This window comes from Pseudomonas citri, from assembly GCF_025336485.1.
In the GTDB taxonomy this organism is placed as follows: Bacteria; Pseudomonadota; Gammaproteobacteria; order Pseudomonadales; family Pseudomonadaceae; genus Aquipseudomonas; species Aquipseudomonas citri.
Genome location: NZ_JAODAB010000024.1, coordinates 74228 through 94923, shown reverse-complemented (window position 1 = coordinate 94923; position 20696 = coordinate 74228). Strand labels below are relative to the sequence as shown.

General features: G+C 59.3%; 14 protein-coding genes and 1 pseudogene. 9 read left to right on the top strand and 6 right to left on the bottom strand.

Going from position 1 to position 20696, the window contains the following annotated elements:
• Positions 1-2061, top strand: a 2061-nt coding sequence (locus N4Q37_RS22150; protein ID WP_390897954.1) for an RHS repeat domain-containing protein, incomplete at its 5' end; no start/stop codon positions are given.
• A gap of 6 nt (positions 2062-2067) precedes the next feature.
• Positions 2068-3726 carry a fibronectin type III domain-containing protein gene (locus tag N4Q37_RS22145; protein ID WP_260961765.1) on the top strand — a complete coding sequence of 553 codons (1659 nt, stop codon included), beginning with the start codon at positions 2068-2070 and terminating at the stop codon, positions 3724-3726.
• Positions 3727-3907: 181 nt separating this feature from the next.
• On the opposite strand, the gene N4Q37_RS22140 is transcribed toward N4Q37_RS22145, so the two are convergent.
• Positions 3908-4183 carry a helix-turn-helix transcriptional regulator gene (locus N4Q37_RS22140; protein WP_260961763.1) on the bottom strand — a complete coding sequence of 92 codons (276 nt, stop codon included), beginning with the start codon at positions 4181-4183 and terminating at the stop codon, positions 3908-3910.
• A 372-nt stretch (positions 4184-4555) separates the two neighbouring features.
• Here N4Q37_RS22140 and N4Q37_RS22135 point away from each other — a divergent pair, with 372 nt between their 5' ends.
• Positions 4556-4960: a MarR family winged helix-turn-helix transcriptional regulator gene (locus tag N4Q37_RS22135; RefSeq protein WP_260961762.1), complete on the top strand. Its 405-nt coding sequence runs from the start codon at positions 4556-4558 to the stop codon at positions 4958-4960.
• 52 nt (positions 4961-5012) lie between these two features.
• The gene (locus tag N4Q37_RS22130; RefSeq protein ID WP_260961761.1) at positions 5013-6221 is read left to right on the top strand and encodes an MFS transporter; all 1209 of its coding nucleotides are present in this window, start codon (positions 5013-5015) and stop codon (positions 6219-6221) included.
• Positions 6222-6421: 200 nt separating this feature from the next.
• Here N4Q37_RS22130 and N4Q37_RS22125 read toward each other — a convergent pair whose 3' ends face one another.
• From N4Q37_RS22125 to N4Q37_RS22115, 3 genes are all read right to left on the bottom strand, one after another.
• A complete protein-coding gene (locus N4Q37_RS22125) occupies positions 6422-7696 on the bottom strand; it encodes an OmpP1/FadL family transporter (RefSeq protein WP_260961760.1) in 1275 nt (424 codons plus the stop codon).
• 144 nt (positions 7697-7840) lie between these two features.
• Positions 7841-8323, bottom strand: coding sequence for a hypothetical protein (locus tag N4Q37_RS22120; protein WP_260961759.1), 483 nt, complete (start codon positions 8321-8323; stop codon positions 7841-7843).
• A gap of 276 nt (positions 8324-8599) precedes the next feature.
• The gene (locus tag N4Q37_RS22115; protein ID WP_260961758.1) at positions 8600-8824 is read right to left on the bottom strand and encodes a hypothetical protein; all 225 of its coding nucleotides are present in this window, start codon (positions 8822-8824) and stop codon (positions 8600-8602) included.
• A gap of 1197 nt (positions 8825-10021) precedes the next feature.
• Here N4Q37_RS22115 and rmuC point away from each other — a divergent pair.
• Positions 10022-11350 (top strand): annotated as a pseudogene (gene rmuC / locus N4Q37_RS22110) (DNA recombination protein RmuC); the annotation flags it as partial.
• Positions 11351-11432: 82 nt separating this feature from the next.
• Here the strand turns inward: rmuC and N4Q37_RS22105 are convergent.
• Both N4Q37_RS22105 and N4Q37_RS22100 read right to left on the bottom strand, forming a co-directional pair.
• Positions 11433-14903 carry a hybrid sensor histidine kinase/response regulator gene (locus N4Q37_RS22105; RefSeq protein WP_260961757.1) on the bottom strand — a complete coding sequence of 1157 codons (3471 nt, stop codon included), beginning with the start codon at positions 14901-14903 and terminating at the stop codon, positions 11433-11435.
• A 155-nt stretch (positions 14904-15058) separates the two neighbouring features.
• Complete coding sequence (locus N4Q37_RS22100; RefSeq protein ID WP_260961756.1) at positions 15059-15598, bottom strand: TetR/AcrR family transcriptional regulator; 540 nt, start codon at positions 15596-15598, stop codon at positions 15059-15061.
• A 103-nt stretch (positions 15599-15701) separates the two neighbouring features.
• Between N4Q37_RS22100 and N4Q37_RS22095 the strand changes: the two genes are divergently transcribed.
• The 4 genes from N4Q37_RS22095 (at position 15702) to N4Q37_RS22080 (ending at position 20640) form a co-directional block, all read left to right on the top strand.
• A complete protein-coding gene (locus N4Q37_RS22095; RefSeq protein WP_260961755.1) occupies positions 15702-16892 on the top strand; it encodes an MFS transporter in 1191 nt (396 codons plus the stop codon).
• Between the two features lie 70 nt (positions 16893-16962).
• Complete coding sequence (locus N4Q37_RS22090; protein WP_260961753.1) at positions 16963-17274, top strand: cupin domain-containing protein; 312 nt, start codon at positions 16963-16965, stop codon at positions 17272-17274.
• Between the two features lie 104 nt (positions 17275-17378).
• The gene (locus N4Q37_RS22085; protein WP_260961751.1) at positions 17379-18527 is read left to right on the top strand and encodes a TDT family transporter; all 1149 of its coding nucleotides are present in this window, start codon (positions 17379-17381) and stop codon (positions 18525-18527) included.
• Positions 18528-18765: 238 nt separating this feature from the next.
• The gene (locus tag N4Q37_RS22080) at positions 18766-20640 is read left to right on the top strand and encodes an MFS transporter (protein WP_260961750.1); all 1875 of its coding nucleotides are present in this window, start codon (positions 18766-18768) and stop codon (positions 20638-20640) included.
• Positions 20641-20696 lie beyond the last annotated feature (56 nt).

The following is a 20696-nucleotide window of genomic DNA, read 5'->3' as shown; positions in this document are numbered from 1 at the left end:
TTTTTGCACGGCCGGCTGGCGAGCCAGCAAACCACCCTCAATGGCACCACCAGTACGATCCTGTACGAGTACGACAAACTGCCGAGCGTGCTGGCTGGGGAAACCGTTTTGGAGACCACCGAAACCTTCATCGGCTACGATGACAAGCCCGGTTTCGAGGTCCGCAAAACGACGGTCAGTGAAGACTCCCTGCTTCACGGTCAACCGCTGCTGACTCGCGACGACAATGAAGTGAAAATTCGCTACACGTACGATGCCCTGACTCGCGTAGTGACTGAAACTGTCGCCCCGGACGAGCCGGACTTCGAAGCTACACGCTATTATTCATACCTCTTGACTGCGCTGGACGGACAACGGGCCGAGCAACTAGTGACCGACGTCAAGGGCGTGAAAACCCGAACGCGTGTCGACGGACTCAATCGCCCTGTGTATGAAGAACGTGAGGATGCCGACAATCCTTTGCGTGCCGAAGAGTACCGTCAGACTTACTCGGCAAGTTACGACACGTTGGGAAACTTGATTGAGGAAACTCAATACGACTGGCGAGATGCGCAACAGGTTGCATTGACCTCCAGCTATGAATACGACGGATGGGGCATGCAGCGCAGTGTTACCGGGCCGGACGGGATCAAGGTTTACGAGGAAACGAACCCGATGGGTTCCGAACGATGGGAAGGCCCTATCCAGACTGGTTGGCGGGAAGGAACGGGCGCTGATGCGAAGGTCAGCGGTAAGACGTTGACCTACCTGAATTTGCTGGAAAAACCTGATCATATTGAGCGCTTCGAGACTGACGGAACATTGATCAGTCGGCACCGATACGGCTATGACGGGCTTGGGAGGACGGTCAGCGAAACCGATGCTCGCGATGCAACTACTGAATATACCTACGATGCCTTTGACCGTATGGTCACTACTATCCTTCCCGGCGGTGCTACGGTTCGACGCTGCTATGCACCGCACAGTTCAGAAGACTTGCCGACAGAAATAAGTGTTGACGGTATTGAATTGGGCCAACAGGTTTTCGATGGATTGGGGCGCATGGTCGAGTCTATTACGGGGGGGAGAAAGCAATGTTTCACCTACAACCCCGGACAAACTCAGCCGGCGACCTTGACTACTGCCAGCAATCAACTGATTACCTATACGTACCAACCTCAGTTAGGTGAGGAACCCAGTCAACGACGTTTACCAGGTGATATTACGGCTGAATATGTACGTGACCGTAAAAATGCTCGACTTCTCAGTTGCAAGGAAGGGGAGCTGGAACTCTCGCGTGAATATTTCACGACCGGTGAAATGAAAAGCGAGACGCGAGTGCAGGAGGGGAACCACTATGAAATGCACTATAAGCACAGTCGGCTAGGTCTTTTATTGAACTATACCGATGTACTCGAACAAACCCAGTCGTATATCTACGACAAGGCGAACCGTCTGGAGCGAACCCGCTTGGAGCGATCAGGTCCAGATATTCTGTCTTCGGATTTTACTTATGATGGTCTAGGGCAGCTCAGTTCTATCAGTACTCAGGACAGCACCAGTGGGCAGCGTGTGACAATCAACCTGTATTACGACGGAATGGGCCGTGAAGTACAGCGTAACTTTAATCTTGACGGCATTGAGCAGCAACTGACTCAGATCTATAACGCAGTTGATGCATTGATCGAACGAACCTTGAGCCAAGGCGAGACGTTGTTGCGTAAGGAAACTTACGAATACGATCCGCGCGGGCGCTTGGTGCTCTACACCTGCGAGGGCAGCGAGCCGCCTGTGGATCCTTACGGCAAGACTATTATCAGTCAGTTGTTCAGATTCGATGCGATAGATAACCTGAGTCGTGTGAGTACCACGTCTTCTGAAGGCACCAACGTTGCCGTCTATACCTATGATGCAAGGGACCGCACACAACTGCGTAAAGTGACCAATATGGGCGTCGCCGGATACCCAGCCGAAGTATTGCTCGAATATGACGCGGACGGTCACATGATCCAGGACGAAGAGGGGCGCCTTTTGGACTACGATGCCTTGGGCCGCTTGACTCAGGTCAGTTCAGTCGGGTGAAAAGCCATGCGTCGTTCATCTTCTATAGATAATCCTGTCAGCACTGTCCTCGCTATTCCGGTACGAATGTGTGCTCCAGGTCATGTGAGGCATACGCAGCAGACGTTATCCAGCGTCATGCTGAGTTGGGATGAGCCCTATTCCGCATGCCCGTTATGCCCGGATGCCATTGGTTATGAAGTAGTGGTAGAAGGTTTTCCTGCAAAAACAGTGGCAAAGCCGCCTTGTGAAATAACAGATCTGGTTCCAGATGCTCCCTACATCGTTTCTATCAAGGCAATTGCAGCCGGAAACAAGGTATCGGAGCCCAGTGTTCACGTCTTGAGCGTAAAGCGTATGCCTCCCAGCCAGCCGGGATCTTTGGAGGTGAGCCATGTGTCGTTTTGGTCTGCGAACCTTAAATGGGCTGCGTCACTCAGTAATGCCGGAAACCCTCGCTACAGGATTTACCTCAATGGTTTCATAGTGGGGCAAGTCGATCGGCCTTCGTTCAACCTTGAGCATTTGCGAAGCGGTGCCAACTACCGGGTTACTGTTGTGGCGGTCAATACAGTAGGTTCATCCGAGCCTGCTGAGGAGGCGTTCAGAACGCTATTGAGACCACCGTTAAATTTAAAGCTGAAGCACCATGGTGGATTGTGCAGGCTTTCGTGGGATCCCATGTTCGGTACATGGCCGACTCATGAGGTTTCGATAAATGGAAGACGCTTTTCAGCGGGGCCTCTAGGCTTGAATTTCAGGCTTGCCGAGCTATCCCTGGGACCGCCTCCGCATTCATTCAAGTTCGAAGTTTATGCCGAACTTGACAAACAACTATCGGAAACCACCATTTTTGAAACGATACTGTATGACGTTGAGCCACCTACGCGACCTGGGCAACCTGTTGCTACTAATGTCACTGATCATTCGGTGGATCTGCAGTGGCCACCGTCAAGCGACAATGTTGGGGTGACGGGCTATCGAGTTTTCGTGAATGGTATTCCTTATGTTCTCCGTAGTACGAATGCCAACCAAAAAATTCTGGGGTTAATTAGCGGCGCCTATTATTGGGTTTTTGTATGCGCGCTGGACGCTGATGGGAACCTTTCAGCGCCAGGTCCTGTGACGGTGTTCAAAACTACAGGTGAGACCCCAACGCTCGCTCCCCTTGCGCCAACTGACGTACGTATTACTTCTCTGACGTCCACTTCGGCGCTATTGCAGTGGAAACTTGGAGAGGGGAATGCCGTGACGGGCACGAGAATCAATATCAATGAAACCTATAGGAATATTGCTTTTCTTGAAGAGTACAGATTAAACAATCTGATTCCTGATATTGAGTATTCTATAAGTCTGCAAACGTTCAACTATTACGGGCAATTATCCGAGCCGATTGTTCTTGCCTATGTGTCCACGGATACGACGCCGCCCAGTGTTCCGGGTGATTTGCATAAAACTGCCGCGGGAGAGGGGGCAGTGACTCTGGCTTGGGAGGAGTCGGTTGATGATATTGGTATTTGCGGTTATGTGATCTATAACAACAGTGAATATTTTGACACTACTCCGCTTAACCGTTATACCGCTGTCGACTTGCTCCCAGGTTCGTATACATTTGAGGTCTGTGCGTTGGATACTTCTGGGAACGCTTCCGAGCCAGCTTCAATTGTTATTGAAGTCAACAGTTGACCGGCTGACGAGAAAATAAAGCTCTCACAGTCGCGAGACCAGGATTTTCGATACCTGGCAATAAGCGGAGGACCGTCCTGAGAAGGGAAGAGAGCCTGGGGGCGTGTTCATATTCTCAGAGGTACTGAACCGAAGCTGTCGAGACCTCTGCAAAGTGCTACAGAGGGTGCCATCGGACTGCTCAGATCAGACCCTGCTCACGCGCAATCTTCCCCGCAAGATGACGCGAACTGACGCCGAATTTGCGGCGAATATTATTGAAGTGATAATTGACGTTGGCTTCGCTGCAATCGACGATCATCGCAATCTCCCAGGAAGACTTGCCAGCTTCGCTCCACGTCAGAAATTCCTTTTCCCGGTTGGTCAGTCGGACGGCTGGAGGTTGTTTGCTCTCCGTGGAGTGGAGGCGTGTCTGGTAGGGCGATGGATGTCCAGGAACAACGGTGGCGTGGTACATGAAAAATCTCCCATTCATCATCATTGATGGCGTGGGGGCGGCGAAGTTTTCCTACTGCTTGATGGCATGGTTCGCACGGCCCTTCTTCGAACCCGAGCGGGGCTGGAGGCACGGGTTCGTTATATCCCGATTCCAGGCTACTGAAACCTGTCAGACATGACAGGTGCTGGGCGCTGAATGATGTGCGGTGATGAGGGCTGTGAGACCGAACTTTTTGATATTTTTAGATTTTTCCAGGGTTCGGTGGATCCCTTGTGGCGAGGGGATTTATCCCTGCTGCGCAGCCCAGCGGGGATAAATCCCCTCGTCACAAGGGTTTGGGTTTCTCCATTTAAATTTGCATTCTCTTAATCACGGGTATATACACGCACCATGCTTCCTTCCCAATGTCTGTGCATCAACCTGCGTCGTGCCGCCCGTGGCGTCAGCAGGTATTACGACGGCGCCCTCGATGGCTTCGGGATCAACGTTGCCCAGTATTCTTTGCTGAGCAATCTGGCGCGCCTGGACCAGCCGAGCATTTCCTCCCTGGCCGAGGCCATGGGCCTGGACCGCAGCACCTTGGGGCGTAACCTGCGGGTGCTGGAAGGCGATGGGTTGGTGGCGTTGGCCGAGGGCGAAGATATGCGCAACCGCATCGTCGTGCTTACCGAAGCCGGACGTGCCCGGTTGGCGGCGGCGTTGCCGGCCTGGGAAGCGGCGCAACAGCGGTTGATCGATAAGCTGGGCGCCGAAAAGCGTGCAGCATTGCTGGCCTTGCTGGATGAATTGGCGTGAAGCCGGTTCGTCCGATCATAAGCGGGTATATACCCGTGAGCGGAGAATAAGAATGACATCGATGTGGCGTACCTGTGGTTGGGTCCTGGTGGGCAGCGCGCTGATCCTGGCGTTGTCGCTGGGGGTGAGGCATGGCTTCGGGTTGTTCCTGGCGCCGATGAGTGCCGAGTTCGGTTGGGGGCGTGGGGTGTTCGCCTTTGCCATCGCCCTGCAGAACCTGGTCTGGGGCTTGGCGCAGCCTTTCACCGGGGCCCTGGCCGACCGCTTCGGCGCGGCGAAAGTGGTGCTGATCGGTGGTGTGCTCTACGCCGTTGGCCTGGTGTTGATGGGGCTGTCGGATTCAGCCTGGTCACTGTCATTGAGCGCAGGCCTGCTGATCGGAATCGGCCTGTCCGGCACGTCGTTCTCGGTGATCCTCGGCGTGGTCGGGCGCGCCGTGCCGCCGGAAAAACGCAGCATGGGCATGGGCATCGCCAGTGCCGCCGGTTCTTTCGGCCAGTTCGCCATGCTGCCGGGCACGTTGGGGCTGATCGGCTGGCTCGGCTGGTCCGCCGCGTTGTTGGCCTTGGGGCTGTTGGTGGCGTTGATCGTGCCGTTGGTGAGCATGCTCAAGGACACGCCGCTGCCAACTGCCGGCCATGAGCAGACCCTGGCAGAAGCCTTGCGCGAGGCGTGCAGTCATTCCGGGTTCTGGCTGCTGGCGACAGGCTTTTTCGTCTGCGGTTTCCAGGTGGTGTTCATCGGCGTGCATCTGCCGGCCTATCTGGTGGACCAGCACCTGCCGGCCAGTGTCGGTACCACGGTGCTGGCCCTGGTCGGGTTGTTCAATATCTTCGGGACCTACACCTCCGGCTGGCTGGGCGGACGCCTGTCCAAGCCACGCCTGTTGACCGGGCTCTACCTGTTGCGGGCAGTGGTGATCGGCCTGTTCCTGTGGCTGCCGGTGACCACCACCACGGCCTACCTGTTCGGCATGGCGATGGGCTTGCTGTGGCTGTCGACGGTGCCGTTGACCAACGGCACCGTCGCGACCTTGTTTGGCGTACGAAATCTCTCGATGCTGGGTGGGATCGTGTTCCTGTTCCACCAGTTGGGCTCGTTCCTCGGGGGCTGGCTGGGCGGGGTGGTGTATGACCGCACCGGCAGCTACGACCTGATCTGGCAAGTGTCGATCCTGCTCAGCCTGTTGGCGGCGGCGTTGAACTGGCCGGTGCGCGAGCGTCCGGTGGCGCGCCTGCAAGTCCAGGCGGGTGTGGCGTGAGTCGCGTCGGCCCATGGCTGATTGTCGTCGGCGCTGGCCTGCTGTTGGGCTTGGCCTGGTGGGGGTGGCGGCAGGGTGGGTTGGCGTTGATGCAGTTGGGGATGGGGAACTGTTGAGTAACGAAAAAGCCCCGCCTCTTGAACAGAGTGCGGGGCTTTTTTTGCTTCAGGTGGCGAGCGGTTCAGCTGCGCCGTAAATCATCAGAAGCGATAGGTCGCGCCAACACCAAAGCCGTTTGCGCTGTTTTCATACTCAGCGTTGTAGGACTGACCCAGAGCGTTGGTACGGTTGACGTTGACCTTCTCTTCCTTGAGGTAGGAGTAGGCCACGTCGATGGTCAGGTCGTCGGTCGGGCTCCAGCCGGCACCCAGGCTGAAGATGGTCCGGTCGCCGGTTGGGATGCGTGGCGAGCGGTCGGTGTTGTTGGCGGGCGACTGGTCGAAGGTCAGGCCGGTGCGCAATACCCACTGTTTGTTCAACTGGTAGGAGGTGCCGATGGCGTAGGCCCAAGTGTCGTGCCAGTTTTGTTCTTCGGTGATGGTGTCGAAGAGGGTAGGGTTCAGGGCGCCGCCGCCAGTGACGTCGTTGTTCACGGTGATGTCTTTCAGGCGGCTCCAACGCGTCCAGGTGCTACCGGCATAGACGGTCCAGGCATCGTTGATCTGCTGGGTGACCGAGAAATCCACCGATTCAGGTGTAGTGATGTCCAGCGAGGCGTCGTAGCGACCGTTGTTGAGCAAGAAGGCAGGTGTGCCCGCGCCCGCGGTGACTTCCGTATGGCCTTCAAGCTTGTACTTGACCTTGGAATGGTAGGTCAGGCCAACACGGGTGGTGTCAGTTGCCTGGACCAACAGGCCGATGTTGTAGCCGTAGCCAATGTCGTCGCCCTTGATTTGCACGTTGCCATCGTTGGGTGAGAACGGTGTGTTCAGTGTCGATTCCAAGGAACCGGAAATCCGGTTGATCGTCGGACCAAAACCAATCGATACCTTGTCATTGAAGGCATAGCTGACGGTCGGCTGGAAAGTGATGACCTTGACGACGCTCTTGCTGCCGAAGTTTTGGCCCTGGAAGCTGTTTTCATAGTCAGTGATCAGGCCAAACGGTGCATAGACACCCAGGCCGAAGGCCCATTGATCATCGATAGGCTTGACGTAATAACCCATCGGAACGGCAGTGAACGGCACCATATCGCCGTCGTTGGTGCCGGAGCGGTTACCGCTGGCGTCGCTGATGTCTGAGGATGCATCGATGGCCGCCAGGCCGCCGGTCACTTGCTGGCGCTTGAGGCGCGACATGCCGGCAGGGTTGCCAAAGACAGTGCTTGCGTCGTCGGCAGCGGAGGAGCGGCCCGCAAAACCAGTCCCCATGCCGCTGATGCTTTGTTCGTTCAAGGCAAAGCCACTGGCGAAAAGTTGGCTGGATGCCAAGGTCACGGCAAGTCCAAGGGTGGTTTTGAGCATGGTTTTTTTCATTGTTAGAACTCCTGATGTTCACCGAGGCGAAAACTACCAACATTTTCGTGCGAGCGCTATAGCGTAGATGGCCTGATTTAGAGCGGTTTTGTAGGACAATCCGACCAAATTCGCGAACGTTGTAGGAAGTTTCCAAATTCCCTTTCAGCAAGCGACATGATTCAACGGTGAAACACAGCTCTGCCAGGCGCAGGTGAAATCCCGCAGGCGGCCTTGGGGGTGAAATGTCTGACGCCAGATGCGCGCCATGCCCAGCAGGTCATCGGCTTGGGGGAGCGGGGTGTTCTGTTCTTCCACCAGTAGCCAGGCGATGGCCGTGGCGTAGCGTAGATTGACGGTCAGTTCCAGGTTCGGGCCGCTGAGAAAGGCGTGCTGGCTGGCCAGGCCGCGCACCAGGCTGGCCCGCTCCGGGTCCAGCGCCAGGTAGTGATCCCAAAGCGCCCGGTGGCGAGGTTCGGTAATACGGTACAAGCCGTGCCCGCGTCGATCATGCAGGGCGGATCCCAGGCCAGATTGGCTGGCCGCAACCCCCAGCAGCAAGGATTCCGCCGTGGCGCTGTGGCGCTCCAGGTAAAGAAGCGTCGGGCGGATCACATATCGACACAGTTCGCTGGCAGCGATACCCATAAAACCCTCGAAGTGTGAAAAGAGCGGGGCCTGAAGGGTGTGGGCTTGGCAGCGGTGAGTCGGTTCAGGCCCCGCCGGAAGCGGATCATGCCGCTTGAGTTGAAGTGTAGTGTCATATTTGCGCTGTAAAGGGCTGTTTTTAAAACATCTTCGGCCAATGGTTATAACTGTTATATCCCTTGGCACTTAAGCCGTTGCGCTTGTATGACGAAATAACAGGCAATAAAAAGCCCCGCTTTTTGGGCGGGGCCTTGGGGTTTCAGCCTTTCTGGCGTCTCAGGCAACCAGTGCCTGGCGGGTACGCTCGATCACGGCCTGCAGCGGTTCTGCGCTGGCGTACTGTTCGGGATACAGGCGTTCGCTGTGACGAGCGATGCCGTGTTCGTTGACCAGTGTGAAGCTGAAGCAGCCTTTGCGAGCCGCCACGATCAGGCAGTTCATGGGGGCAAATGCGTTGGTTAGGGTGCGGATGGCATCCTGTGTCTGGATTTGAGTGGACATATCTGGTGTTCCTGCAAATGACACGGTTAAGAACCGTGCAGCGTTAAAACGTTCCAGTAACGTCGACCACCATTGGTCGAGCGAAGAACCCGGCTGGAACAAAGCAGCCAGTTCGAGCGCTATAGAATGTGCGCGCTTGGGCTGGCAGGTAGGTACTTAGGAGGGCAGGCGACACATCAAGGGCAAAGGTTCCGGGCCCAGGGTGAAGATCCTGATCAATTTTGCAGGTTGGTTCGGTCAGAGTACGCGCCTGGCAACAACCTCTGATTTGATCAAAGGTCATGTTGGCTTGGGGGGTACCTGGAAACCATCGAGGGGATCGGTCTCTTTTTATCGGTGAGGCTTCCCTTGTGGGATGGCTGACCGCAGAGGTGTGTTCGACCCGGAATTGATTTTCAGCTTGGTACTAACGGCGCGGATACTAACGGATCGAATCCGCTGAGGGAAGAGGGTTGGTTAAAAAAGATCCAATCGCGGGTTACTTACCCTCGGTAGAACGCTCGGGTGGAGGATCCAACGAAGGAGGCCGGTGTCCACGGTGAGGGTTGGCCCATGAGGCAACAAGGTTATCCCCAGCTTTTACCGCCCCGATGTGCCAAAAAAACGCGGCGTTATAACCCATTCGGGTGTTACTTGTGCACACTCGCTCAAGTAGCTGTCACTGTACTGTCATGTCGCAACAATCCGGGGTGGGTGCCTGTATCCAAAATTTAAGTCAATGAAAAACATCGCTTTTTTTTACTGGTGAAAAAATCGTCAGTTTGAACGAAAGCCCCGTTCCATAGGGCTTCCGGCGTATTAAGGGGGGGTTGTCCACTGAGTTATCCACAGCTTCTGTGGATTGTCCCAGGCGCTTGCTCTAGCACGGGCGTGCCGGTTTTTTTCGGCTTTACCCGTAGGAAAAAAAGCGTAGAGTGGCGCGCCCTTCGATCCGCCCCACCGTGTTCCATGAGGTTTCGCTCCGTATCACATCCTGTTACTTGCGCACCTCCAACTGTTACCTCAGGGAAAACACAGCCCGGGCTGGGCAACCCCCAGTGGCTTGGTTAACCTTCGGGCTTTATCTCATCGGCAGGAATTGTCATGGCTATGGATTTGACCAGCCTGTTGTTCGGCTTGGCGGGCGCTGCGGTGCCGTTGCTGGCACTGGCCTGGCACCTGCAACGCCAGGCCAGCGTCGCCAGGACGGCGTTGGCGCTGCTGGAAGAGCGCCTGGCCACCGCCCATATGGCCCACGACGGCCTTAACGCCCAGCTCGATGCCTGCCGCGATGAAATCAGCGACCTGAGCCAGGCCAACTCGGCCAAGCAGGCCGAACTCGCGGCGGCCTGTCGTGAAGTCGATTTATTGCAGATCGAGCGTGACAATGCCCGGGACGCAGCCCACGCCTGGAATCTGGAGCGGGCCAACAAGGATGCGGAGCTGCGGCGCCTCGACGCCCAGGCGGCCTCGTTGCAGGCTCAGTTGCGCGAGCAGCAGGAAGGTCATGAGCAGCGCCTGCATGACTTGCAGGGTTCGCGGGATGAGTTGCGGGCCCAGTTCGCCGAGCTGGCAGGAAAAATCTTCGACGAGCGTGAGCAACGTTTCGCCGAAACCAGCCAGCAGCGCCTGGGCCAGTTGCTCGATCCGCTGAAAGAGCGCATCCAGTCATTCGAAAAACGCGTCGAGGAAAGTTACCAGGCCGAGGCGCGGGAGCGTTTCTCCCTGGGCAAGGAATTGGAGCGCCTGCAACAGTTGAACCTGCGCTTGAGTGATGAGGCCACTCAGCTCACCCGCGCGCTCAAGGGCCAGAAAACCCAAGGCAACTGGGGGGAACTGGTGCTCGAACGAGTGCTGGAACATGCCGGCCTGGAGAAAGGCCGCGAGTACCAGACCCAAGTCAGCCTCAAGGGACCGGACGGCGAGCGCTTCCAGCCTGACGTGCTGATTTACCTGCCCGGCGACAAGCAGGTGGTGGTCGATTCCAAGGTCAGTCTCACGGCTTATCAACAGTACGTCGCCGCCGAAGACGACGCCATCGCCCAACTTGCCCTGAGGCAGCATGTGGCGTCGCTGCGCGCCCATGTCAAAGGCTTGGCCGGCAAGGATTACAAGCGCCTGGAAGGGCTGCACAGCCTGGATTTCGTGTTGCTGTTCGTGCCCATCGAAGCGGCGTTTTCCGCCACCTTGCAAGCCGAGCCGAACCTGTTCCAGGAAGCGTTCGACCGCAACATCGTGATCGTCAGCCCGACCACGCTGCTGGCGACGCTGCGGGTGATCGACAGCTTGTGGAAACAGGAGCGCCAGAGCCAGAACGCCCGGGAGATCGCCGAGCGGGCCGGGTGGCTGTACGACAAGTTCGTGCTGTTCATCCAGGACCTGGACGAGATCGGCAGTCGCTTGCAGCAATTGGACAAAGCCTACGCCGCGGCGCGCAACAAGCTGACGGAAGGGCGCGGCAACCTGATCAGCCGCAGCGAACAACTCAAGCTGCTCGGCGCCCGCGCCAGCAAGAGCTTGCCGACCGAATTGCTCGAACGGGCGATGACCGATGCGGATGGGTTGCCGGAGTTACCGGAAGAGGTTGCTCCCACAATCCCTCCTCCTTTATCCACAGGGACAATGCGCATTACAACGGCAAATGCCGACTCAACAACGCTCGCAGCGCCGCCGGCTTTACCGGTTTTGCCAGGTAATCCAGGCCCGCCGCGTGCACTTGCGCCACGGTCTCGGGCCGGCCGTCGGCGCTGATGACCACGCCCGGCACCGGTTCGCCCATGCGCGTGCGCAGCCAGGCCATCAACTCGGTGCCGGTCTCGCCGTCGTCCAGGTGAAAATCCACCAGGGCCAGTTGCGGGCGGCCGCCCTGGGTGAGCCAACGTTCGCATTCTTCGCGATTGCGCGCCGTCCACACCTGACAGCCCCAGCGGGTCAACAGGCTGTTCATCCCGATGAGGATGCTGTCCTCGTTGTCGACGCACAGCACCTGCGCGCCACTTGGCAAATGACCGTTGGGTTCGGCGACGGCGCTGGGCGCGGCGGCTTGTGTCTGGGCCAAGGGCACGCTGACGCTGAACACGCTGCCGCGCCCCGGCCAGGAACGTACGCGCAAGGTATGGCCGAGCACGCGGCAGAGCCCGTCGGCGATGGCCAGGCCCAGGCCCAGGCCTTTTTCGGCGCGGGTCTGATGGCTGTCCAAACGCTTGAATTCTTCGAAAATGACCTGTTGTTTATCTTCGGCAATGCCCGGGCCGCGATCCCAGACTTCCAGGCACAGCTCGCCGCCGCGACGGCGTACCCCCAGCAGCACAGGGCCTTTGGCGTAGCGGAATGCGTTGGTGAGGAAGTTCTGCAAGACCCGCCGCAGCAGCTTGATGTCGCTGTCGACCCGCAGCCGCGAGCCGCGAACCCGGAACTTCAAGCCTTGTTCCTGGGCCAGTACGGTGAATTCGGCCCCCAGGATGGCGAACAGTTCGTTGAGGGCGAAGGGCTTGCGGTCGGGGTTGATCTTGCCGTTTTCCAGGCGGGAAATATCCAGCAGGTCGGTGATCAGGTCTTCGGCCGAGCGCAGGGAACTGTCCAGGTGCTGCACCAGTTGCCGGGCTTCGCTGGGCAGATGTTCGCTCTGGTGGGACAGCGCCGCGGAGAACAAGCGCGCGGCGTTGAGCGGTTGCATCAAGTCGTGGCTGACGGCGGCCAGGAAACGGGTCTTGGACTGATAAGCCGCCTCGGCGGTGCTTTTCGCTTCGGTCAGCGCCAGGTTCAGTTGCGACAGTTCGTGGGTGCGCTCGGTGACCCTCTGCTCCAGGCCTTCGTTGGCTTCGGTCAGGGCCTGTTCTGCTTCGCGGAATGCGGTGATGTCGGTGAAGCTCATGACGAAACCGCCACCGGGCATCGGGTTGCCGATCAACTCGATTACCCGCCCGTTGGGGAACAGCCGTTCGGAGGTGTGGGCGCGGCCTTGGCGCATCCAGTGTAAGCGGCGGGCGACGTGGACCTCCGCTTCGCCCGGGCCGCACAGACCGCGCTCGGCGTTGTAGCGAATGATGTCGGCAATCGGCCGACCGACGCTGATCAGGCCGTCGGGGTAGTTGAACAGCTCCAGGTAACGGCGGTTCCAGGCCACCAGCCTGAGGGACTGGTCGACCACGCTGATGCCCTGGGTGATGTTCTCGATGGCGCCTTGCAACAAGGCGCGGTTGAATTGCAGCACTTCCGACGCTTCGTCGGCGATCCGGACGACGTCTTCCAGTTGCATCTCCCGGCCTTCGATGGCGGCCTTCACCACCGCCCGGGTCGACGAGGCCCCGAGGACACCGGCCAACAGCCGTTCGGTGTGGGCAATCCATTCGCTGTCGGCATTCTGGCTCGGGTGGAAGCCTTTGCCCTGGCGGTAGGCGAAGCGAATGAAGCTCTGCCGTGCCCGTTCTTCGCCGACGAAGCGGGCGGCCAATTGCAGCAGGTCTTCGATGTGCACCGCGAGCATCGAGCGGGCGTTGGGGCGGGCGCTGATCTCCTGGCCGATGAAGCGCCCGGCCTGCCAGTGTTCCGACACGCGGGTGCGCGAAAGCACCGAAACCCAGGCAAACAGGGTGAAGTTACCGGCCAGGGACAGCACCACCCCCTGGGTCAGGGGGGTAATCGGCAGGTTCAACGGGTTGCCGTGCAGCCAACCCAGGCCGGGAAAACTGCTCAACGACCAGCCCAGGCTGTGAGCCGTGATCGGCAACACCAGGGTGTAGAACCACAGGAAGATACCGGTGGCGAGGCCGGCGAACACACCGCGTCGGTTGGCCTGCTTCCAGTACAGCGCGCCGAGCATGGCCGGGGCCAGTTGAGTGACGGCGGCGAAGGCGATCTGGCCGATGGTCGCCAGGCTCGCCGTCGAACCCAGCAGGCGGTAGCTGACATAGGCCAGCAACAGGATGACCACGATGCTGACCCGCCGCACCGAGAGCATCCACTGGCGGAACACTTCGAAAGGCCGTTCTGCGGCGTTGCGACGCAACAGCCAGGGCAGCAGCATGTCGTTGGAGACCATGGTGGACAGCGCCACGCTGGCGACGATCACCATGCCGGTGGCCGCCGAAGCGCCGCCAATGAAGGCCAGCACCGCCAGGGCCGGATGGGCCTGGGCGAGGGGCAGGCTGATGACGAACGAGTCCGGCAGCACCGAACTGGGCAGCATCATCTGCCCGGCGAGGGCGATGGGCACCACGAACAGCGCAGCCAGGGCCAGGTAGGTGGGGAAAACCCACTTGGCCAGGCGCAAGTCCTGGGGCTCGATGTTTTCCACCACGGTCACGTGGAATTGGCGCGGCAGGCAGATGATCGCCATCATCGCCACGCCGGTCTGCACCACCATGGACGGCCAGTTGACGGTTTCTTTCCAGTATTGCTCCAGGCGCGGCGCGAGCATCGCCTGGTCGAACAGGTCGTCGAAACCGTCGTAGAGGCCGTACGTCACGAACGCACCCACGGCGAGGAAGGCGAACAGCTTGACCAGCGATTCGAAGGCAATCGCCAGCACCATGCCGCGGTGGTGTTCGGTGGCGTCGAGGTTGCGGGTGCCGAAGACGATGGTGAACAGCGCCAGGATCAGCGAGACGATCAGCGCGGTGTCCTGGGCGCGGGTGCCCATGGCGTCGGCGCCGGCCCCGATCAGCAGGTTCACCCCCAGCACGATGCCCTTGAGCTGCAAGGCGATGTACGGCAGCACGCCCACCAGGCAGATCAGTGCCACTACCACCGCCAGGGACTGGGACTTGCCGTAGCGGGCGGCGATGAAGTCAGCGATGGAGGTGATGTTCTCCTGCTTGCTGATCATCACCATTTTCTGCAGGACCCACGGGGCCAGCACCAGCAACAGGATCGGCCCCAGGTAGATCGGCAGGAATGACCAGAGCTGTTCGGCGGCCTGGCCCACCGCGCCAAAGAACGTCCAACTGGTGCAATACACCGCCAGCGACAGGCTGTAGACCCATGCACGCACCCGCGGCGGCAGCGGCGTGCTGCGCCGGTCGCCGTAGAAAGCGATGGCAAACATGATGGCCATGTAGGCCAGGGCGACGAGGGCGATCAGCCCGCTGGATAACGACATGCAAACTCCCGGACGAAGACGCCGGGCCTGGAGCCCGGCAAGACAGTCTCGCACGCCCGCTCGGGTTCGTCAGTGCCGACCAAGGTCGAGGCGTGGTGGGGTGTCGCGGGTGGGGCGTGCTCAGATGGGGGGACTTTCGGACCTCGAAGGCCCTCTTATTGACCCAGCGCGATGTCCACCAGCCGATACAACTCGTCAACCTCCAACGGCGCCGTGGCAAAAAGGATGCGAAACACTGTCGGCGCCACCACCACATTGATCAGCCGCTCGACGCCAGGGTTCGGCTCGTCGGGGTAGCGGTCCAGGATGATCTGCAACTGGCGGCTGATGATCCCCACGCAATACCCCGGGGTGGCGCAGGCCTGGATGTCACGCATCATGTTGCGACCGGGCTCGGAGCTCATTTCGTCCAGGTACTGTTCGGCCCAGGCGCGCAAGTCGCCGCGCAGGCTGCCGGTGTCGGCCGGCTCGCCATCCGGGCGCATGTGGGCGATGGCGACATCGGCCAGCAGCGCCGACAGATCGCCCCAGCGCCGATAGATGGTGGAGGGCGTCACGCCGGCGCGCGCAGCGATTTGCGGCACGGTCAGGGTGGCGCGGTCCTGCTCTTGCAGCAGGTCGCGGACCGCTGAATGAATCGACTCTTGAACCCGGGCGCTTCGGCCCCCCGGGCGTAAACCTTCTTTAATAGCCATGCGTCAGACCTTAACACAAAGAATTTGCTTTAAGCTCGCGTCGGTAGCACACTCCGCAAAAGCAAAAAATTAGCTTTTGTGAATATGCCTGTGGAGCGTGCCTATGTCCCGTCCTGCTTCGACCCACGCCAGCCTGATATTCCTGGCGATCACCCTGCTTGGTTTTCTCGCCGCGTCCAGCGCACCGACGCCGTTGTATCACCTCTACCAGGAACAAATGCAATTTTCCCCCGCCGTGCTAACGCTGATCTTCGGTGTGTACGCGTTCAGTCTGTTGGCGGCCTTGCTGACCGTGGGTTCGCTGTCGGATTACCTGGGTCGTAGACCGGTGCTCTTCGTGGCACTGCTGCTCAACATACTGGCGATGCTGCTCTTCATCAGCGCCGACAACGTCGCCTGGTTGATCACTGCCCGATTGATCCAGGGGTTTGCCACCGGAATGGCCACCAGCGTACTGGGTGCTGCCTTGCTGGATTTCGACCGCCGCCAAGGCCCGCTGATCACCAGCGTCGCACCGCTATTGGGCATGGCGTGCGGGGCGCTGGGCTGTGGCCTGCTGGCTGAGTTTGCGCCGTTGCCTTTGCAACTGACCTACTGGATCCTGCTGGGGTTGTTCCTGGCCCAAGCCGTTTATCTCTGGCGCCTGACGGAAAGCGTCAGCCCACAACCGGGTGCCTGGCAGTCGCTGCGGCCAACCCTGCATGTGCCGCCGCAGGCGCGGCAAGCTTTGTGGCGGATTCTGCCTTTGGACCTGGCGGCCTGGGCCGTGGGCGGTTTCTATCTGTCACTGGCACCGTCCCTGGTGCGGGCGGCAACCGGATCGACCTCCAATCTGATCGGCGGCGCACTGGTGGCAGTGCTGACCCTCAGCGGCGCGTCGGCCATCTATCTATTGCGCAACCAAGGGGCCGACAAGATGTTGCGCCTGTCGGCGAGCCTGCTGGTGATCGGCCTGGCGCTGGTACTGACGGCGGTGCATGGCGCCAGCTTGCCGTTGTTCTTCGTCGGCACGCTGGTCACTGGCTGTGGCTTTGGCGCAGGCTTCCTGGGCGCACTGCGCAGCATCATGCCGCTGGCCTTGCCCCACGAACGGGCCGGCTTGATGTCGGCGTTTTATGTCCTCAGTTACCTGGCCTTCAGCCTGCCGTCATTGCTGGCCGGGAACCTGACGCGGATCTTCGGCTTGATACCGACGACCGATGGGTACGGTGCGGCATTGATTGTGCTGTGTGTCGCTGCGTTGTCGGGGCTACGCCAATCCATCAAACCGCTGGGCAATGGCGTCCGGCCTTGAAGCCAGGTATGCAGGTGCCATGGGCAGTGGGTTAGTCTTGGGCGCCTCAACCTCTTTTTAGGACGGACCCTTGAAAATCATCCGCAGCAAATCCTTCACCGGTGACCGCGCCTGGGCAGCGCTGGATATCGCCAACATGAACGGCATCACAACGCGCCTGCACTGGACCGACCAGCCGTACAAATGGCACATCAACGATGGGCAGGAAGTCTTCGTGGTGCTCGATGGGCAAGTGCAGATGTGCTATCGGGAGGCGGGCGTCGAAAAAGACACTTTGCTGGACGCCGGCGATATTTTCTACGCGTCAGTAGGCACCGAGCATGTGGCCAGGCCGTTGGGGGAGGTGAGGGTCTTGGTGATCGAGACCGAAGGCAGCGTCTAAGTGTTATCTGCAAAATAGATAACACATAGCGAAATTACCCGTTATATAGATATTCGATCCGGCTCTAGCATGGCGGCACCCTCATCCGAGGACAGGAGTTCGCCATGACACGCTGTGCTGCAAAAAAACGCTTGCGCCCACTGAGCCATTTGCCCGGGCCGCTGGAAGTCATTCGCCAATTCACGCCGAACTGGTTCGCCGTCGTCATGGGCACGGGTGTGTTGGCGCTGGCCTTGGCGCAATGGCCTGGGAATGTGCCGGGCCTGCGTGTCGTGGGCGAAGGCTTGTGGCTGTTCAACGCCCTGTTGTTCGTGGTGTTCGCCGGTCTGTACACGGCCCGTTGGCTGTTGTTCTTCGACGAGGCGCGACGGATTTTCGGGCATTCGACGGTTTCGATGTTCTTCGGCACCATTCCCATGGGCCTGGCGACCCTCATCAATGGCTTGCTGGTTTTCGGCTTGCCGCGTTGGGGCGAGGGTGTGCTGCCCCTGGCCGCAGGGTTGTGGTGGATCGACGTGGCGATGTCCGTGGCTTGCGGCGTGTTGATCCCGTTCCTGATGTTCACTCGCCAGGAGCACCGGATCGACCAGATGACCGCCGTATGGCTGTTGCCGGTGGTGGCGGCCGAGGTCGCCGCCGCCAGTGGCGGGCTGCTGGCGCCGCACCTGGCCGACGTTCATGGGCAACTGGTGATGCTGGTCACCAGTTACGTGCTCTGGGCTTTTTCCCTGCCGGTGGCCTTCAGCATCCTGACCATCCTGCTGTTGCGTATGGCCCTGCACAAACTGCCCCACGAAAACATGGCAGCGTCGAGCTGGCTGGCACTCGGCCCGATCGGCACGGGCGCCCTGGGCATGTTGCTGTTGGGGAACGATGCACCACTGATTTTTGCCGCCAACGGTTTGCCTGAAGTCGGCAACATTGCCACGGGGCTTGGGCTGGTGGCCGGTATCACGTTGTGGGGGCTGGGGCTCTGGTGGATGTTGATCGCGCTGCTCATCACGGCCCGCTATCTGCGCGCGGGTATTCCGTTCAACCTCGGTTGGTGGGGTTTCACCTTTCCCTTGGGGGTGTATGCGTTGACCACGCTGAAGCTGGCGGACTTGCTGAACCTGGGTTTTTTCAACATGTTCGGTGGTGTGCTGGTGGTGATGCTGGCCCTGATGTGGTTGATCGTGGGCCGGCGTACAGTGCTCGGGGCCTGGCACGGAGAACTGTTTGTGTCTCCATGCATTGCGGGGCTGGCGAAATAATCGCTAGGCGCTGTACGAAAAGCCTTGATACTCGTTCATGCTGCGTTGAAAACAACCTCGTGCGCGAGTCCGATCGGAATGCTCATGTACTCCAGTACACTGCGCTTGCTCGGCTGTTTTCGCCTTGCCTGACCTTCGTCTCAAGACTTTTCGTGCAGCGCCTGAACACAGGTAATGTGTGGCCTGGATCGAAAAGCGTCATTCCAATAAGCATCCAGGCCACACAGGAACACGGAAGATGAGTCACCCCTCGCAGTTCACCTTGCTTCGCAGGCGGCGTTTCCTGCCTTTCTTCATCACCCAATCGCTCGGCGCGTTCAACGACAACGTTTTCAAGCAATCCTTGATCCTGGCCATCCTCTACAAATTGGCGATCGAGGGGGATCGTTCGATCTGGGTCAACCTCTGCGCGTTGCTGTTCATCCTGCCGTTCTTCCTGTTCTCGGCGCTGGCGGGGCAGTTCGGGGAAAAGTTCGCCAAGGACGCGTTGATTCGCCTGATCAAGCTTGGCGAGATCGCCATCATGGCGGTCGGGGCGGTGGGCTTCCTGTTCGATCACTTGTCATTGATGCTGGTGGCGCTGTTCGCCATGGGCACGCACTCGGCGTTGTTCGGCCCGGTGAAGTATTCGATCCTGCCGCAAGCCTTGCACGAAGATGAATTGGTCGGCGGCAACGGCCTGGTGGAAATGGGCACTTTCCTGGCCATCCTGGCCGGCACCATCGGCGCGGGGGTCATGATGTCCTCGGCGCATTACGCTCCCATCGTATCGTCGGCCATCGTCGGTATCGCGGTGCTTGGTTATCTGGCCAGCCGCAGCATTCCGCGGGCAGCGGCCGCTTCGCCGCAAATGCGCCTGGACTGGAACATCTTCAGCCAGTCCTGGGCCACCCTGAAACTGGGTTTGGGACAAACCCCGGCGGTGTCCCGTTCTATCGTCGGCAACTCCTGGTTCTGGTTCGTCGGGGCCATTTACCTGACGCAAATCCCGGCCTATGCCAAGGAATGGATGCACGGTGACGAAACCGTGGTGACGCTGATCCTGACAGTGTTTTCGGTGGGGATCGCCGTGGGCTCGATGCTCTGCGAGCGCTTGTCCGGGCGCAAGGTCGAGATCGGCCTGGTGCCGTTCGGTTCGTTCGGGCTGACGGTCTTCGGCCTGTTGCTGTGGTGGCATTCCGGGTCGATTCCCGACAGTGCCGTGGGGCATAGCTGGTTGGAAATACTCGGTTATGGTCACGCCTGGCTGGTGCTGATCGACATCCTCGGCCTGGGGATCTTCGGCGGTTTCTACATCGTGCCGCTGTATGCGTTGATCCAGTCGCGTACCGCCGAAAACGAGCGGGCGCGGGTGATCGCGGCCAACAACATCCTCAACGCGTTGTTCATGGTGGTCTCGGCCATCGTCTCCATCGTGCTGCTGAGCCTGGCCAAGCTGTCGATCCCGCAATTGTTCCTGGTGGTGTCGCTGTTCAACGTCGGCGTCAACGCCTACATCTTCAAGATCGTCCCCGAGTTCACCATGCGTTTCATGATCTGGCTGCTGAGCCATTCCATGTACCGCGTGGAGCATCGCAACCTGGAGGCGATTCCCGACGAAGGCGCGGCGCTGCTGGTCTGCAATCACGTGTCGTTTGTCGATGCCTTGCTGATTGGCGGCGCGGTGCGTCGGCCGATTCGCTTCGTGATGTACTACAAGATCTACAATCTGCCGGTGTTGAACTTTATTTTCCGCACGGCCGGAACCATTCCGATTGCCGGGCGCCAGGAAGACATTCACATCTACGAAAGAGCCTTCACCCGCATCGCCGAATACCTGAAGGAGGGCGAGTTGGTGTGCATTTTCCCTGAAGGAAAACTGACCGCTAACGGTGAGATCAATGAGTTCAAGAGCGGCCTGACCCGCATTCTCCAGGAAACGCCGGTGCCGGTGATTCCCCTGGCGTTGCAGGGCTTGTGGGGTAGTTTCTTCAGTCGCGACCCGGCCAAGGGGCTGTTTCGTCGGTTCTGGTCTCGGGTGACTCTGGTGGCAGGGCCGGCGGTGGCGGTGGAGATGGCAGAGCCGACCAAGCTGCAAGCAGTGGTAGGCGAGTTGCGCGGAGCTGTTCGATAGCACAGAGACTGTAGGAAAGGCTACGAGGACAAGATCTGTGGGAGCAAGGCTTGCTC

What these genes read in the sequence shown, in the direction of transcription:
- N4Q37_RS22115 (WP_260961758.1), bottom strand. Translation starts at nt 8,824, where the DNA reads ATGTCCACTCAAATCCAGACACAGGATGCCATCCGCACCCTAACCAAC.
- N4Q37_RS22145 (WP_260961765.1), top strand. Translation starts at nt 2,068, where the DNA reads ATGCGTCGTTCATCTTCTATAGATAATCCTGTCAGCACTGTCCTCGCT.
- N4Q37_RS22085 (WP_260961751.1), top strand. Translation starts at nt 17,379, where the DNA reads ATGACACGCTGTGCTGCAAAAAAACGCTTGCGCCCACTGAGCCATTTG.
- N4Q37_RS22095 (WP_260961755.1), top strand. Translation starts at nt 15,702, where the DNA reads ATGTCCCGTCCTGCTTCGACCCACGCCAGCCTGATATTCCTGGCGATC.
- N4Q37_RS22130 (WP_260961761.1), top strand. Translation starts at nt 5,013, where the DNA reads ATGACATCGATGTGGCGTACCTGTGGTTGGGTCCTGGTGGGCAGCGCG.
- N4Q37_RS22135 (WP_260961762.1), top strand. Translation starts at nt 4,556, where the DNA reads ATGCTTCCTTCCCAATGTCTGTGCATCAACCTGCGTCGTGCCGCCCGT.
- N4Q37_RS22125 (WP_260961760.1), bottom strand. Translation starts at nt 7,696, where the DNA reads ATGAAAAAAACCATGCTCAAAACCACCCTTGGACTTGCCGTGACCTTG.
- N4Q37_RS22100 (WP_260961756.1), bottom strand. Translation starts at nt 15,598, where the DNA reads ATGGCTATTAAAGAAGGTTTACGCCCGGGGGGCCGAAGCGCCCGGGTT.
- N4Q37_RS22120 (WP_260961759.1), bottom strand. Translation starts at nt 8,323, where the DNA reads ATGGGTATCGCTGCCAGCGAACTGTGTCGATATGTGATCCGCCCGACG.
- N4Q37_RS22105 (WP_260961757.1), bottom strand. Translation starts at nt 14,903, where the DNA reads ATGTCGTTATCCAGCGGGCTGATCGCCCTCGTCGCCCTGGCCTACATG.
- N4Q37_RS22080 (WP_260961750.1), top strand. Translation starts at nt 18,766, where the DNA reads ATGAGTCACCCCTCGCAGTTCACCTTGCTTCGCAGGCGGCGTTTCCTG.
- N4Q37_RS22140 (WP_260961763.1), bottom strand. Translation starts at nt 4,183, where the DNA reads ATGTACCACGCCACCGTTGTTCCTGGACATCCATCGCCCTACCAGACA.